Below are 13,973 nucleotides of genomic sequence, written 5' to 3'. Positions count from 1 at the left end.
ATGCGTCATTATGAAATCGTGCTTTTGATCCATCCCGATCAAAGCGAGCAAGTTCCAGCCATGCTCGAACGCTACAAAAGCCTGATCACCAACGGCGGCGGCAAAGTCCACCGCCTTGAAGATTGGGGTCGTCGCCAGTTGACCTACATGATCAACAAATTGGCCAAAGCCCATTACTTGTGCTTGAACATTGAAGCCAACCAAGATGTCATGGGCGAGCTTGAGCATGCCTTCAAGTTCAACGATGCCGTTCTTCGCCACCTGACCGTGCTGAAGAAAAAAGCAGAAACAAGCCCTTCACTCATGATGAAAACTGTGGAACGAGAAGAAGCTCGTAAAACACAGCACGCTGAGTTTCAAGCCTGATTGAACTGATCACGTTTGGGAGATGTGAATCGCTTCGAGATCGTTGCACGGATTGCTGAAGTTTCCGCAACGAGGTACACGCCAGCTGGCTTGCCAGTGGTTGATTGCCAACTCGAACACGAATCAACACTGGAAGAAGCGGGGACGCAAAGAAAAATCCATTTGCTGCTGAAGTCTGTTGCCATGGGTACCATGGCCGAAAAGATGATTCACATGCCACTGGAAAAACTTTGCAGATACACCGGTTTTCTGGCTTCCACGCAAAAATCAAAATCAGTCATCTTCCACATTCAAAGTATTCACACTGACAATTAGGAGCCTTTTTCATGGCCACGTTCAAAAAATTCAATAAAGACAAGCGCCCCAAGCGCAACACCCAGTCCTTGCTGTTCAAGCGCAAGCGCTTTTGCCGCTTCACCGTCACTGGCGTTGAAGAAATCGACTACAAAGACATCGACACTTTGCGCGACTTCATTGCTGAAAACGGAAAAATCATTCCTGCGCGATTGACAGGCACCCGTGCCATTTACCAGCGTCAGTTGAACACCGCCATCAAGCGTGCACGTTTCTTGGCGATGTTGCCCTATACCGACCAACACAAAATCTAAGGAGCGAAAACATGCAAATCATTCTGCTTGAAAAAGTCGTCAACCTTGGCAACCTGGGCGAAGTGGTCAAAGTCAAAGACGGCTATGCCCGCAACTTTTTGATCCCTTCCGGTCAAGCGCGTCGCGCCACCGATTCAGCTATCAAAGAATTCGAAGCGCGTCGTGCTGATTTGGAAAAAGCGGCTCACGAAAAACTCGTGGCAGCCCAAGCACAAGGCGAGAAGTTGAGCGGTACCACCGTCAAAATCACCCAAAAGGCTGGTGTCGATGGCCGTTTGTTTGGCTCCGTCACCAACTTTGACATCGCCGAAGAATTGGGCAAATCGGGTTACACCGTGTCCAAGGCTCAAATCAGAATGCCCAATGGTCCGATCAAGATCGTTGGCGACTCTGAGGTGAGCGTGGCTTTGCACACCGATGTGTTGGTGGATATCAAAGTGTCTGTCTACGGCGAAACAGCCTGATCCGTTCAGTCTGACGCCCCTTTGAAAAAACCGCTCTTACAGAGCGGTTTTTTCTTGGCCATCGGCCTTTTGAGAGGATTTATACAAGTCTGTCAGGTACTTATAAATAGCTTATTCACAGGCTTATCCCATGACAAATTTCATGTATTTCTATAGGATGGGTCTTTTAAAAGGTGATCGATGTCTGTTGGTTTTTCAAGCGAAGAAGACTTGTCTATGAGTGATCGACAAGTCGCGCAACTGCGCATCCCCCCCCATTCTTTAGAAGCTGAATCCAGCGTCTTGGGTGGACTGCTTTTGGACAACAGCGCATGGGATCGTGTTGGCGATCTTTTGTCTGATAGCGATTTCTACAGGTATGAACATCGATTGGTTTATACGGCTGTGAGTACCTTGGTGAATGCCAACCGTGCTGCGGATGTCATCACCGTTTTTGAAAATTTGCAAAGCCAGGGAAAAGCCGAGGAAATTGGCGGTCTGGCCTACTTGAATTCATTGGCGCAATATGTCCCCAGCGCTGCGAACATTCGGCGCTACGCAGAGATTGTTCGCGAACGTGCGATTTTGCGTAAATTGGTCAGTGTGAGTGATGAAATCGCTACCTCTGCGCTCAATACCAACGGTCGACCTGTACCGAATATCTTGGATGAAGCCGAGCAGAAAATTTTCAATATTGGTGAAGAAGGCTCGCGCATGCGCCAAGGCTTTCAGTCCATGGGCAATTTGGTCGTCGAGCTGCTCGACCGGGTTGAAGAAATGTCGCAGAACCCCAATGACATCACGGGTGTGCCTACCGGCTTTTTCGATTTAGACCGCATGACCTCGGGCATGCAGGCCGGTGATTTGATTGTGTTGGCGGCACGGCCATCCATGGGCAAGACCGCCTTGGCCATCAACATCGCCGAAAACGTGGCCTTGAAAGAAGGTTTGCCGGTGGCGGTGTTCTCCATGGAGATGGGCGCATCCCAGCTGGCCATTCGCATTGTGGGCTCCATTGGCCGCATTGACCAAGGCCGTTTGCGCACAGGCAAATTGCAGGATGAGGAATGGCCTCGATTGGCTGAAGCTGTAGAACGTTTGAGAACAGTTTCTTTGTCGATTGACGAAACCCCTGGCCTCACGCCGAGCGAACTTCGCGCCAGTGCACGTCGCTTGGCCCGAAATTGCGGCAAGCTGGGCTTGGTGGTGGTGGATTATTTGCAGTTGATGAGTGGCAGCAGTGGCAGTGATGGCGACAACCGCGCCACCGAGTTGGGAGAAATCTCCAGGGGCTTGAAGATGCTGGCCAAAGAGCTGCAGTGCCCGGTGATTGCCTTGTCTCAGCTCAACCGTGGTGTTGAACAACGCACCGACAAGCGCCCCATGATGAGTGATTTGCGCGAGTCGGGTGCGATTGAGCAAGATGCGGATGTGATCATGTTCATTTACCGCGATGACTACTACAACAAAGATTCGAAAGAGCCTGGCGTGGCGGAAATCATCATTGGCAAGCAGCGTAACGGGCCAACCGGTACTGTGAAACTCACCTTCCTCAAACCCATCACCAAGTTTGAGTCTTATGCAGGCGGCAATACGGATTATTGAAACGCTAGAGCACTTCGCTGGCGAAGTCTGCCAGGCGTGAACGCTCGCCACGCGCCAGGGTGATATGACCACCGTGGGGCCAGCCCTTGAAGCGATCGACGGCAAACGTCAGGCCGGATGAGCCTTCAGTGAGGTAGGGCGTGTCAATTTGTGCGATGTTGCCCATGCAAACAATTTTGGTGCCGGGTCCAGCGCGGGTGATCAAGGTTTTCATTTGCTTGGGCGTCAAGTTTTGCGCTTCGTCAATGATGACAAACTTGTTCAAAAAGGTGCGACCGCGCATGAAGTTCAAGCTCTTGATTTTGATCTTGCTGCGGATCAACTCGTTGGTGGCAGCGCGGCCCCATTCACCGGCACTGGTATCGGTTTTGCCCAGCACTTCCAAGTTGTCATCAAGAGCCCCCATCCATGGACCCATTTTTTCTTCTTCGGTACCAGGCAAAAAGCCAATGTCTTCGCCCACACTCACAGTGGCGCGGGTGACAATGATTTCGGTGTATCGACGGTCGTCCAATACTTGCAGCAAACCCGTGGCCAGGGCCAGCAAGGTTTTTCCCGTGCCCGCCGTGCCCGTGAGTGTGACGAAGTCAATGTCCGGGTCCATCAGCATGTTCAGCGCAAAGTTTTGCTCGCGATTGCGCGAAGTGACACCCCAGACCGCATTTTTGATGTGGCTGAAATCTTTCAAGGTTTTCATCACCGCGGTTTTGCCACGAATTTCGGTGACACGGGCATACAAACTGGGCTCACCCGGGGACTCGAAATAGACAAACTGGTTGATGTGCATGTTGGCCACCACTGGGCCGCCAATGCGGTAGAAAGTTTGTCCACCGGCTTGCCAGCTCTCGACCGTTTTCGCTTGCTTGGACCAAAAATCGGGGGCCAACGCCATTGAACCCGAATACAGCAAGTCACCGTCTTCAAGCGTTTTGTCGTTTTGGTAGTCTTCTGCGGGCAACCCCAAGGCGCGGGCCTTGACCCGCATGTTGATGTCTTTGGACACCAGCACCACTTGGCGAGGCGCATGCAAGAGGCCCAACGCCTGCACCACACCAAGGATTTGATTGTCGGCTTTGCCTTGCGGCAAACTGGAGGGCAATTCAACCGTGAGGGGCGTGGTTTGGAAAAAAAGCTTGCCACCGACTTCTACATGGCCAGTGCCACTGAGTGACAAACCTTGTTCGATGTTTTCGTGGCTGGCACTGACCAAGGCATCCAAGCTGCGGCTGGTTTGACGCGCATTTCGCGCCACTTCGGTCATGCCCTTTTTATGGTTGTCGAGCTCTTCGAGAACCACCATGGGCAAAAACACATCGTGTTCTTCGAAGCGGAACAAACACATGGGATCGTGCATCAGCACATTCGTGTCCAGCACGAACAGCTTGCGCGGACCATTTGTTCTTTTGGCTGCTTTCGGTGTGAATCTGGGGGTTGTCTCTAAGCCGTGATCCTGAGGGGCAGGGGGTGTCTTGGTTTGGCTGCGGCGGGCGCTTGTTAGCGCGGCCTTGCTGATGTTGCGTCGCGGCTTGTCGGAGGAAGAAGCGGCCCGGTTTGAGGGGGTTTCAGGGGCAGAGGCCGCGCTGGATGGGGTTGACGGGCTAGACCCGTCCAAGCGCATCTGGTCTGCACGCTTGCGTGGGGCAGGGGGGAGCGGCATTGAAATCAGGCAGAAGCAGTGGAGGATTTTTTCAGTGCTTTGACCGCTTTGAGAACTTCATCGACGTGCCCGGGAACTTTCAGGCCGCGCCACTCTTGTTTCAAGATGCCATCAGCACCGACCAAGAAGGTGCTGCGTTCGATGCCTTTGACTTTTTTGCCATACATGATTTTGTTTTTGACCACGCCAAACATGTGACACATTTTTTCTTCTGTGTCGGCAATCAGCTCAAAGGGAAGCTCTAATTTTTCTTTGAAGCTGTCGTGTGAGCGCATGTTGTCACGGGACACACCAAATATGACGGCGCCCGCTTTGGTGAAGTCTTTGAATTTATCGCGAAACTGCATGGCTTCGGTGGTGCAACCTGGGGTGTTGTCTTTGGGGTAGAAATACAGAATGACGATTTGACCCACATGCGTTTGATGGGTCACTTTGATCCCACCGGTAGCGTTTGCTTCAAATTCGGGGAGGTGTTTATTGACAACAATCGCCATGGTTTTATTCCGTTATGCCTAGAGAGCCAAAAGTAGATCTTCGGGTGAAACGCATTTTATCTCGAAAAAATGCCGACGAACTTTGGCCTGTTTCTGAGCCGATAGATGCGCCCAGAAAAAACGATTCAAAGCAGATCCGTTGTCAGCAACACGGCAGCCACTTGTCGCTGCTCCGCCGCCAAAATATTGAAGGTTCGACAAGCGGCCACAGTGTCCATGCATTCAATGCCCACGCCTTTGGCAATCAGCGATTGGTACAAAGAGGGATGAAGGAATTGATGCTTTGAGCCCGAGCCAAACAGAATGATTTCTGCGCTCAATCCAAGCAGCATTTCAAAGTGCGCAGGCGCAAGTGCTGAAAAATGTTCGCAGGGCCATTTGATATTTTGTCCGTCCGAGGTGATCAGGAGGCTGTGTTCAAAGCGTTCGCCGTTGATGGCCAACCAGCCCGGTCCATGGGCGGTGACGGAAAGTGTGTCTGCACGATCGGGCTGTAGTTTCATAACGCGGGTCCAGGTTGAAAGCCAAAAAGTGCCAAGAAGTATGGTCAAATTATAGGTTTTACGCCGTCAGTACCACCGGAGTGTCTTTTGAAAACCATCCAAAAATCGAACAAGTTGGCCAATGTTTGCTACGACATTCGCGGGCCCGTGTTGGACAAAGCACGCCAAATGGAAGAAGAGGGTCAAAAGATCATCAAGTTGAACATCGGCAATTTGGCGGTGTTTGGTTTTGATGCCCCTGAAGAAATTCAACAAGACATCATTCGCAACTTGCCCGGTGCGGCCGCTTATTCCGACAGCAAAGGCATTTTTGCCGCCCGCAAAGCGGTGATGCACTACACCCAACAGCAAGGCATTGAAGGCGTGCTGCTTGACGATATTTACCTGGGCAATGGCGCCAGTGAGTTGATTGTCATGGCCACCAATGCACTGCTCAACAACGGCGACGAGTTGCTGCTTCCTGCGCCCGACTACCCCTTGTGGACCGCGGCCGTTAGTTTGTCCGGCGGCACACCGGTGCACTACATGTGCGACGAGGCCAATGGCTGGATGCCCAACATTGAGGACATCAAGTCCAAGATCACGCCCAACACCAAAGGCATCGTGGTGATCAACCCCAACAACCCCACGGGTGCGCTGTACTCCGACGCCTTGCTCAAAAGCATCGTCAATTTGGCGCGCGAACATGGCTTGATCATCTTTGCCGACGAGGTCTATGACAAGGTGCTCTATGACGGTGTGCACCACACTGCCATTGGCAGTTTGTCCAAAGATGTGCTGACGCTCACCTTCAATTCGCTGTCTAAAAGCTACCGCAGTTGTGGCTACCGTGCCGGCTGGTTGGTGGTGTCAGGCGATAAAAAACCCGCCAAGGACTACATCGAGGGCTTGAACATGCTGTCCTCCATGCGCTTGTGCGCCAACGTGCCTGGCCAAAGCGCTATTCAAACTGCTTTGGGTGGCTACCAAAGCATCAATGATTTGGTCAAGCCCGGTGGCCGTTTGTGCCGCCAGCGTGATTTGGCCTACGAGCTCATCACCGCCATCCCAGGTGTCACCTGCGTCAAGCCCCAAGCAGCGCTCTACATGTTCCCCAAGCTCGACCCGAAGATGTACCCCATCAAAGACGACCAGCAATTCATCAACGACTTGTTGCAAGAAACCAAGGTGTTGTTGGTGCAAGGCACGGGTTTCAATTGGCCCAGCCCTGACCACTTCCGGATTGTGTTTTTGCCGCATGAAGATGATCTGCGCGTGGCCATCGGTCGGATCGCTCAATTTCTAGAACATTACCGAAAGAATGCACTCGCATGAAACCCATTCAAGTTGGCCTGTTGGGACTGGGAACGGTTGGCAGCGGCACTTATGAAGTCCTGAAGCGCAACCAAGCTGAAATCCAGCGCCGCTTGGGCCGCCCCGTGGTCATCAGCATGGTGGCCGACCTGGACACTGCCAAAGCCCATGCGTTGGTTGGCAGCGATTGCCAAGTGGTCTCTGACGCCAAGCTGGTCATCGCCAACCCCGAGATTGACATCGTCATCGAATTGATTGGCGGCTATGGCATCGCCCTCGAGTTGGTGCTGAGCGCCATTGACGCAGGCAAACACGTTGTAACCGCCAACAAGGCCTTGCTGGCTGTGCATGGCAACGAGATTTTTGCCGCTGCCCAACGCCAGGGTGTGATGATCGGTTTTGAAGCGGCTGTGGCTGGTGGCATTCCCATCATCAAATCTTTGCGCGAGGGCTTGAGCGCCAACCGCATCGAATGGTTGGCGGGCATCATCAACGGCACCACCAATTTCATCCTGACCGAAATGCGTGAAAAGAGCTTGAGTTTTGAGGCTGCACTCAAGCAGGCCCAAGCACTTGGCTATGCCGAAGCCGACCCTACATTCGACATTCAAGGTATTGATGCCGCCCACAAATGCAGTATCTTGGCGTCTATTGCTTTTGGGATTCCCATGCCTTTTGCCAAGGCCTATATTGAAGGCATCGTCCATTTGCAAGCCGTGGATATCGAGTTTGCCAAACAACTGGGCTACCGCATCAAGTTGTTGGGCATCGCCAAGAAGACGGCCCATGGCATTGAACTCCGAGTACATCCCAGCTTGGTGTCCAAGGAATCGCTGATCGCCAATGTGGAAGGTGCGATGAACGCGGTCATGGTCAAGGCTGATGCTGTGGGCACGACCCTTTACTACGGCAAAGGCGCTGGTGGCGAACCCACTGCCAGTGCAGTCATCGCTGATTTGATCGACATTGCTCGCTTGAGCACGGCCGATGCCGCTTGCCGGGTGCCTTACTTGGCCTACCAGCCTTCAGCCATCCAAGACCTGCCCGTGCTGTCCATCGACGATGTTCAAACCTGCCATTACCTGCGTTTGGGCGTGGCCGATCAGGCGGGCGTGTTGGCCAATGTGACTGGTGTGCTGGCCGAATTTGGCATCAGCATCGACGCCATGCTGCAGCAACCCGCGTCCCAAGGCCATGACCAAACCGAATTGATCATCCTCACCCATTTAGCCCAAGAGTCGGTGATGAACGCAGCTATTCAGAAAATTCAGCAATTGCCCACGGTGTTGCATCCCGTGGTTCGCATTCGCAAGGAAGATTTGAGCTGATGTTGTATATCTCGACCCGGGGTCATGCGTCCAAGCAACGCTTTTGTGACATCTTGCTGGAGGGTCTGGCCCCCGATGGTGGCTTGTATTTGCCAACCCATTACCCCGCCCTGGATGCCCAGCAGTTAGGCGCTTTGCGCCAAGTTTTCGAAACCCAAGGCTATGCGCACTTGGCATTTGAAATTCTGCGTTTGTACATTGACGACATGCCGGCAGATGATTTGTCGGCGCTTTGCAAAAAGACCTACACCGCTGACGTTTTTGGCTCGCCCCTGATTGCCCCTGTGCGGCCGTTCGAAAAAAATGTGTTTATTTTGGAATTGTCCAATGGCCCCACGTTGGCTTTCAAAGACATGGCCATGCAGTTGTTGGGCAACTTGTTTGAATATGAATTGAACCGCCGCTCGGCAGAGCTGAATATTTTGGGCGCCACCTCGGGCGACACCGGCAGCGCCGCTGAATATGCGATGCGCGGCAAAAATGGTGTTCGCGTGTTCATGACCAGCCCACATGGCCGCATGAGCAAGTTCCAGCAAGCACAAATGTTCAGCTTGCAAGATCCGAATATTTTCAACATCGCTGTGGAAGGCGTGTTTGACGATTGCCAAGACATGGTCAAAGCCGTCTCGAACGACCTTGAATTCAAGCGCCGCTACAAAATTGGCACGGTCAACTCCATCAATTGGGCGCGTTTGTTGGCGCAGGTGGTTTATTACTTTGCCGCTTACTTTCAGGTGGCCAAGTCCAACCAAGAACGCATCAGTTTCACCGTGCCCAGCGGCAACTTCGGCAATGTTTGCGCCGGGCACGTGGCCCGCATGATGGGTCTGCCCATCGACCATTTGGTGGTCGCCACCAACGAGAACGATGTGTTGGACGAATTTTTCCGCACCGGTATTTACAAAGTGCGCACCAGCAGCCACACGTTTGAAACCTCCAGCCCGTCGATGGATATTTCAAAAGCCAGCAATTTCGAGCGCTTCATCTTCGATTTGACCGGCCGAGATGCCAAGAAAACGGCCCAGTTGTTCGGCCCCGATTTGGCGGGCAAGGGACAGTTTTCATTGGCGCATGAGCCATTTTTCAACCAAACCGCGCAGCAGTACGGTTTTCAAAGCGGCAAAAGCACGCATCAAAACCGCTTGGACACCATCCGCGCCGCCGCCGCGCAGCAGGGTCAAATCCTCGACCCCCACACGGCTGATGGCATCAAGGTGGCCCGTGACTGGGCACTGCCTGACACCCCCATGGTGGTGCTGGAAACCGCGTTGCCTATCAAGTTTGAAAGTACCATTTTGGAAGCCCTCGGCCGCAGCCCCGACATGCCACCGAAGTTTGCGCATCTGGAAAGTTTGCCGCAGCGCGTGGAAGTCATGTCGACCGATGTGAACCAGATCAAGACCTTCATTGAAACCCACTGCGCCACGCCATGAACAAGCCCTCGCTGCTTCCCTTGGACGACGCCTTGGCGCAACTGCTGGGCCATGCCCAGCCGCTGGGTGCCGTCGACCACGTGTCCACCATGCAAGCCGATGGCCGCGTGTTGGCGCAAGACTGCGTGGCCGAACTGAACGTGCCGTCTTTCGATAATTCTGCGATGGACGGCTATGCCTTCAATTGCCAAGACTGGGCTGCCGCTGATGGTGTGCTGAAGTTGGGCCAACGCATTCCAGCAGGCAGCGCCCCGTCTGAATTGCAAGCTGGTCATGCAGCACGCATCTTCACCGGCGCACCTGTGCCGCAGGGTGCCGATGCGGTGGTCATGCAAGAAGACTGCGTGGCCTTGGAGGATGGCCGGGTGCATATCCAAACCCCACCCAAAGCAGGCCAATGCATCCGCCAACAAGGCGAAGACATCGCGCAGGGCCAGGTGGTGCTGCCCAAGGGCTTGCGCTTGACACCCGCCTCGCTGGGGCTGGCTGCCAGCATTGGCATGGCGCAGTTGCCGGTGCATGTGCGACCCCGCGTGGGTCTGTTGTCCACTGGCGATGAATTGGTCATGCCCGGCGACCTTGCGCCCCACCAGTTGCCGCCTGGGGCCATCTTCAATTCCAACCGCTTTTTCCTGCGTGCTTTGCTCGAGCGCCTGGGTTGCGTGGTCACCGATTTGGGCAACCTGCCCGACAAACTCGAACCCACCCAAGCCATGTTGGCCCAAGCCGCCCAGCAGCACGACCTGATCCTCACCAGCGGCGGTGTGTCGGTGGGCGAAGAAGACCATGTCAAACCTGCGGTGCAGGCCTTGGGTGAACTGCATTTGTGGGCCTTGGCCATCAAGCCCGGCAAGCCCTTTGCCTTTGGTCAACTGCGCCGCACCGACGGCAGCACCGCGCATTTCATTGGCTTGCCCGGCAATCCGGTGTCCAGCTTGGTCACTTTCATGTTGCTGGTACGCCCCTTCGTCAGCGCTTTGCAGGGCGTCAGTTCAACAACACTTCAGCCGTTTGCCATGCGGGCCGATTTCGTTTGGCCACGTGCCGACAAACGCCGCGAGTTTTTGCGGGTTCGGCGCAATGCCCAAGGCGGTCTCGACCTGTTCGATAACCAAAGCTCGGGCGTGCTCACCTCGGCCGTGTGGGGCGATGGCTTGATCGACAACCCACCCGGTCGCACGATTGCGGTTGGTGATATGGTTGATTTCATTCCTTTTTCACATTGGATGTCATGAAAATCACACTCCGCTATTTCGCTTCGGTGCGCGAACAGTTGGCGCAAAGCCAAGAGCAGGTGGACACGTCGGCCACCACCTTGGACGGCTTGCGTGAAGAGCTCATTGCCCGTGGTGAGCCCTATGCGCAGGCACTGGGCTTGGGCAAAGCGATTCGCATGGCCATGAACCAAAAGGTCTGCGATGGTGATGCCGCCTTGCTGCCGGACGCTGAAGTGGCCTTCTTCCCCCCTGTGACGGGCGGTTGAGCATGGCTTTCACGGTTCAGATTCAAACCCAAGACTTTGACCTCAGCCACGAGGTGGCGCAGCTCAGAGCCGGTCAGCCCGCAGTCGGCGCGGTGTGTTCCTTCATTGGCACGGTGCGGGACCGCAACGAGGGCGACCAGGTGTCCTCGCTGGAACTCGAGCACTACCCCGGCATGACCGAGCAGTCCATCCAAGGCATGATGGCCGAGGCGGCCGAACGTTTTGACATCTTGGGTGCGCGGGTCATCCATCGGGTGGGCCTCATGCAACCCCTTGATCAAATCGTCTTGGTCGCCGTCACCTCGGCCCACCGAGGAGAGAGTTTTCAAGCCTGTGAATTCCTCATGGACTACTTGAAAACCCAAGCGCCATTTTGGAAAAAAGAAGCCACGCCCGGCGGCCACCGCTGGGTTGATGCCCGGGTGTCGGACGACAAAGCTTTGGCTCGTTGGGGCATTCAGGCCAGCAACGCCAGCAGCACGTAGCCAATGGCCCGGCCAGCCGGGGCTTGAATTCGCACTGCATTGCCTCACGTGCTGTGGGTAGTCTCCAAGAAGAGGTCCAGATGCGTGTTGACAAGTTAACCACTAAGTTTCAAGAAGCCCTGTCCGAGGCCCAAACATTGGCCTTGGGTGCAGACCATGCCTACATCGAACCCAGCCATTTGTTGGTGGCCTTGTTGCGCCAAGACGATGGACCCCGTGCGCTTTTGTTGCGTGCTGGCGTGAACATCGCGGGTTTGCTCAAAGACGCCGAAGAGGCCATGCACAAGCTGCCCCAGGTCCAAGGCCAAGAACAGGTGCAGGTGGGGCGCGACCTCATTTCCTTGATGCAGGCCGCTGAAAAAGACGCTATGAAGCGCGGCGACCAGTTCATCGCCAGCGAATTGTTTTTGTTGGCCTTGAGTGACGCGAAAACAGACTTGGCGCAAAAAGCCAAACAACACGGCCTGACCCGCCAAAGCCTGTCCTCTGCGGTGGAGGCATTGCGCGGCGGCGACAAAGTGAATTCCGCAGATGCCGAAGGCCAGCGCGAAGCCTTGAAAAAATACTGCATGGATTTGACCGAGCGAGCCCGCTCCGGCAAGCTCGATCCGGTGATTGGCCGAGATGATGAAATTCGCCGCGCCATCCAGGTGCTGCAGCGCCGTAGCAAAAACAACCCGGTCTTGATTGGCGAGCCCGGTGTCGGCAAAACCGCCATTGTGGAAGGCTTGGCGCAACGCATCGTCGCCGGTGAAGTGCCCGATTCGCTCAAAGGCAAACGTGTGTTGTCCCTGGACATGGCGTCTTTGCTGGCCGGTGCGAAATTTCGCGGTGAGTTTGAAGAGCGGTTGAAGTCGGTGTTGAACGAGTTGTCCAAAGACCAAGGGCAAACCATTTTGTTCATCGATGAAATCCACACCATGGTGGGTGCCGGTAAGACAGAGGGTTCGATGGATGCTGGCAACATGTTGAAGCCTGCTTTGGCACGTGGCGAGTTGCATTGCGTGGGCGCCACCACCTTGGATGAGTACCGCAAATACATCGAAAAAGACGCAGCCCTGGAGCGGCGTTTTCAAAAAATCATGGTCGATGAGCCGTCAGTGGAAGCCACCATCGCTATTTTGCGCGGCTTGCAAGAAAAATACGAAGTGCACCACGGCGTCGAAATCACCGACCCGGCCATCGTGGCGGCGGCCGAACTGTCTTACCGCTACATCACCGATCGATTCTTGCCCGACAAGGCGATCGATTTGATTGACGAAGCGGCCGCCAAAATCAAAATTGAAATCGACTCCAAGCCCGAGGTGATGGACAAACTCGATCGGCGCTTGATTCAATTGAAGATTGAACGCGAAGCGGTGCGCAAAGAGCAAGACGATGCGTCCATCAAACGAATGGCCTTGATTGAAGAAGAAATCGTCAAGCTGCAAAAAGAATACGCCGATCTGGAAGACATTTGGAAATCTGAAAAGTCCCAGGCCCAAGGCGGGGCGCAAATCAAAGAAGAAATTGAACGCTGCCGCATTCAAATGGAAGAGTTCAAACGCCAAGGCGACTTCAACAAGGTGGCCGAGTTGCAATACGGCAAGTTGCCCGAGTTGGAAAAGCGCCTGAAAGACGCCAATGCCAGCGAAGACAACTGGGACACGGCCAAACAAGGCACGCGCCTGTTGCGCACCCAAGTGGGTGCCGAAGAAATCGCCGAAGTCGTGGCCCGCGCCACCGGCATTCCCGTGTCCAAACTGATGCAAGGCGAGCGTGAAAAACTGTTGCTGATGGAAGAGCGATTGCACGCCCGGGTGGTGGGGCAAGACGAAGCCATCGTGGCGGTGTCCAACGCCATCCGCCGTTCACGCGCGGGCTTGAGCGACCCTTCACGGCCCACAGGATCGTTCTTGTTCCTGGGGCCCACCGGTGTGGGCAAAACCGAGCTCTGCAAAGCCTTGGCGGGCTTTTTATTTGACAGCGAAGACCACCTGATTCGCATCGACATGAGCGAGTTCATGGAAAAGCACTCGGTCAGCAAACTCATTGGTGCCCCCCCGGGTTACGTGGGCTATGACGAGGGCGGCTACCTCACCGAACTGGTCCGGCGCAAACCGTATTCGGTCATCTTGATGGACGAGATTGAAAAAGCCCACCCTTGAACTGCACCCCAAAAGCTGGACACCAGTCCAACCTTTGGGGTGTTTTTCATGGCGAGATATGACGAGAGATTCAAGCAACAAGTAGTTCAGGAATACCTGACAGGCATTGGCGGCTACAGAGCGCTTGG

The 13,973-nt window shown here is 54.5% G+C and carries 15 protein-coding genes; 12 read left to right on the top strand and 3 right to left on the bottom strand.

Annotated features, from left to right (window positions below):
- The 5 genes from rpsF to dnaB all read left to right on the top strand — a co-directional run bounded on the left by rpsF (nucleotide 1) and on the right by dnaB (nucleotide 3,022).
- A complete protein-coding gene (rpsF, locus tag AC8GFP_RS12890; RefSeq protein ID WP_506613826.1) occupies nucleotides 1-366 on the top strand; it encodes a 30S ribosomal protein S6 in 366 nt (121 codons plus the stop codon).
- A 24-nt stretch (nucleotides 367-390) separates the two neighbouring features.
- Nucleotides 391-681, top strand: coding sequence for a primosomal replication protein N (priB, locus tag AC8GFP_RS12885; RefSeq protein WP_506613824.1), 291 nt, complete (start codon nucleotides 391-393; stop codon nucleotides 679-681).
- 11 nt (nucleotides 682-692) lie between these two features.
- Entirely contained in the window at nucleotides 693-974 is a 282-nt protein-coding gene (rpsR, locus tag AC8GFP_RS12880) for a 30S ribosomal protein S18 (protein WP_506613822.1), read from the top strand.
- 11 nt (nucleotides 975-985) lie between these two features.
- Nucleotides 986-1,438: a 50S ribosomal protein L9 gene (gene rplI / locus AC8GFP_RS12875; RefSeq protein WP_506613820.1), complete on the top strand. Its 453-nt coding sequence runs from the start codon at nucleotides 986-988 to the stop codon at nucleotides 1,436-1,438.
- Between the two features lie 180 nt (nucleotides 1,439-1,618).
- A complete protein-coding gene (dnaB, locus tag AC8GFP_RS12870; protein WP_506613818.1) occupies nucleotides 1,619-3,022 on the top strand; it encodes a replicative DNA helicase in 1,404 nt (467 codons plus the stop codon).
- Nucleotides 3,023-3,026: 4 nt separating this feature from the next.
- On the opposite strand, the gene AC8GFP_RS12865 is transcribed toward dnaB, so the two are convergent.
- The 3 genes from AC8GFP_RS12865 to AC8GFP_RS12855 all read right to left on the bottom strand — a co-directional run bounded on the left by AC8GFP_RS12865 (nucleotide 3,027) and on the right by AC8GFP_RS12855 (nucleotide 5,676).
- The gene (locus AC8GFP_RS12865; RefSeq protein WP_506613816.1) at nucleotides 3,027-4,679 is read right to left on the bottom strand and encodes a PhoH family protein; all 1,653 of its coding nucleotides are present in this window, start codon (nucleotides 4,677-4,679) and stop codon (nucleotides 3,027-3,029) included.
- Nucleotides 4,680-4,684: 5 nt separating this feature from the next.
- Nucleotides 4,685-5,173, bottom strand: a complete 489-nt coding sequence (locus tag AC8GFP_RS12860) for a peroxiredoxin (protein WP_506613814.1) — start codon at nucleotides 5,171-5,173, stop codon at nucleotides 4,685-4,687.
- A 125-nt stretch (nucleotides 5,174-5,298) separates the two neighbouring features.
- A complete protein-coding gene (locus AC8GFP_RS12855; protein ID WP_506613812.1) occupies nucleotides 5,299-5,676 on the bottom strand; it encodes an Mth938-like domain-containing protein in 378 nt (125 codons plus the stop codon).
- Between the two features lie 87 nt (nucleotides 5,677-5,763).
- Here AC8GFP_RS12855 and AC8GFP_RS12850 point away from each other — a divergent pair, with 87 nt between their 5' ends.
- The 7 genes from AC8GFP_RS12850 (at nucleotide 5,764) to AC8GFP_RS12820 (ending at nucleotide 13,845) form a co-directional block, all read left to right on the top strand.
- The gene (locus AC8GFP_RS12850) at nucleotides 5,764-6,990 is read left to right on the top strand and encodes a pyridoxal phosphate-dependent aminotransferase (protein ID WP_506613810.1); all 1,227 of its coding nucleotides are present in this window, start codon (nucleotides 5,764-5,766) and stop codon (nucleotides 6,988-6,990) included.
- Nucleotides 6,987-8,297: a homoserine dehydrogenase gene (locus AC8GFP_RS12845; protein WP_506613808.1), complete on the top strand. Its 1,311-nt coding sequence runs from the start codon at nucleotides 6,987-6,989 to the stop codon at nucleotides 8,295-8,297. Before AC8GFP_RS12850 ends, AC8GFP_RS12845 begins: the two co-directional genes overlap by 4 nt.
- Complete coding sequence (gene thrC / locus AC8GFP_RS12840) at nucleotides 8,297-9,730, top strand: threonine synthase (RefSeq protein WP_506613806.1); 1,434 nt, start codon at nucleotides 8,297-8,299, stop codon at nucleotides 9,728-9,730. Before AC8GFP_RS12845 ends, thrC begins: the two co-directional genes overlap by 1 nt.
- Nucleotides 9,727-10,965, top strand: a complete 1,239-nt coding sequence (locus AC8GFP_RS12835) for a molybdopterin molybdotransferase MoeA (protein ID WP_506613804.1) — start codon at nucleotides 9,727-9,729, stop codon at nucleotides 10,963-10,965. The genes thrC and AC8GFP_RS12835 overlap by 4 nt, the downstream gene beginning before the upstream one ends.
- A complete protein-coding gene (moaD, locus tag AC8GFP_RS12830) occupies nucleotides 10,962-11,213 on the top strand; it encodes a molybdopterin converting factor subunit 1 (RefSeq protein WP_506613802.1) in 252 nt (83 codons plus the stop codon). Before AC8GFP_RS12835 ends, moaD begins: the two co-directional genes overlap by 4 nt.
- A gap of 2 nt (nucleotides 11,214-11,215) precedes the next feature.
- Nucleotides 11,216-11,698, top strand: a complete 483-nt coding sequence (locus tag AC8GFP_RS12825) for a molybdenum cofactor biosynthesis protein MoaE (protein WP_506613801.1) — start codon at nucleotides 11,216-11,218, stop codon at nucleotides 11,696-11,698.
- 80 nt (nucleotides 11,699-11,778) lie between these two features.
- On the top strand, nucleotides 11,779-13,845 hold the full coding sequence (locus AC8GFP_RS12820; protein WP_506613799.1) for an AAA family ATPase: 2,067 nt from the start codon (nucleotides 11,779-11,781) through the stop codon (nucleotides 13,843-13,845).
- The last annotated feature ends 128 nt before the right edge of the window (nucleotides 13,846-13,973 follow it).

It is taken from the genome of Limnohabitans simekii (SeqCode) (genome assembly GCF_965234735.1).
Classification (GTDB): Bacteria; Pseudomonadota; Gammaproteobacteria; order Burkholderiales; family Burkholderiaceae_C; genus Limnohabitans; species Limnohabitans simekii.
Note: the sequence above shows the minus strand (reverse complement) of the source record. Positions and strands in the feature narration are given on the sequence as shown.

Excerpts from the sequence above, each read along its gene's own strand:
- dnaB (WP_506613818.1), top strand. The coding sequence starts at position 1,619 with ATGTCTGTTGGTTTTTCAAGCGAAGAAGACTTGTCTATGAGTGATCGA.
- AC8GFP_RS12825 (WP_506613801.1), top strand. The coding sequence starts at position 11,216 with ATGGCTTTCACGGTTCAGATTCAAACCCAAGACTTTGACCTCAGCCAC.
- AC8GFP_RS12865 (WP_506613816.1), bottom strand. The coding sequence starts at position 4,679 with ATGCCGCTCCCCCCTGCCCCACGCAAGCGTGCAGACCAGATGCGCTTG.
- rplI (WP_506613820.1), top strand. The coding sequence starts at position 986 with ATGCAAATCATTCTGCTTGAAAAAGTCGTCAACCTTGGCAACCTGGGC.
- rpsR (WP_506613822.1), top strand. The coding sequence starts at position 693 with ATGGCCACGTTCAAAAAATTCAATAAAGACAAGCGCCCCAAGCGCAAC.
- AC8GFP_RS12860 (WP_506613814.1), bottom strand. The coding sequence starts at position 5,173 with ATGGCGATTGTTGTCAATAAACACCTCCCCGAATTTGAAGCAAACGCT.
- rpsF (WP_506613826.1), top strand. The coding sequence starts at position 1 with ATGCGTCATTATGAAATCGTGCTTTTGATCCATCCCGATCAAAGCGAG.
- AC8GFP_RS12820 (WP_506613799.1), top strand. The coding sequence starts at position 11,779 with ATGCGTGTTGACAAGTTAACCACTAAGTTTCAAGAAGCCCTGTCCGAG.
- thrC (WP_506613806.1), top strand. The coding sequence starts at position 8,297 with ATGTTGTATATCTCGACCCGGGGTCATGCGTCCAAGCAACGCTTTTGT.
- AC8GFP_RS12845 (WP_506613808.1), top strand. The coding sequence starts at position 6,987 with ATGAAACCCATTCAAGTTGGCCTGTTGGGACTGGGAACGGTTGGCAGC.
- moaD (WP_506613802.1), top strand. The coding sequence starts at position 10,962 with ATGAAAATCACACTCCGCTATTTCGCTTCGGTGCGCGAACAGTTGGCG.
- AC8GFP_RS12855 (WP_506613812.1), bottom strand. The coding sequence starts at position 5,676 with ATGAAACTACAGCCCGATCGTGCAGACACACTTTCCGTCACCGCCCAT.
- AC8GFP_RS12835 (WP_506613804.1), top strand. The coding sequence starts at position 9,727 with ATGAACAAGCCCTCGCTGCTTCCCTTGGACGACGCCTTGGCGCAACTG.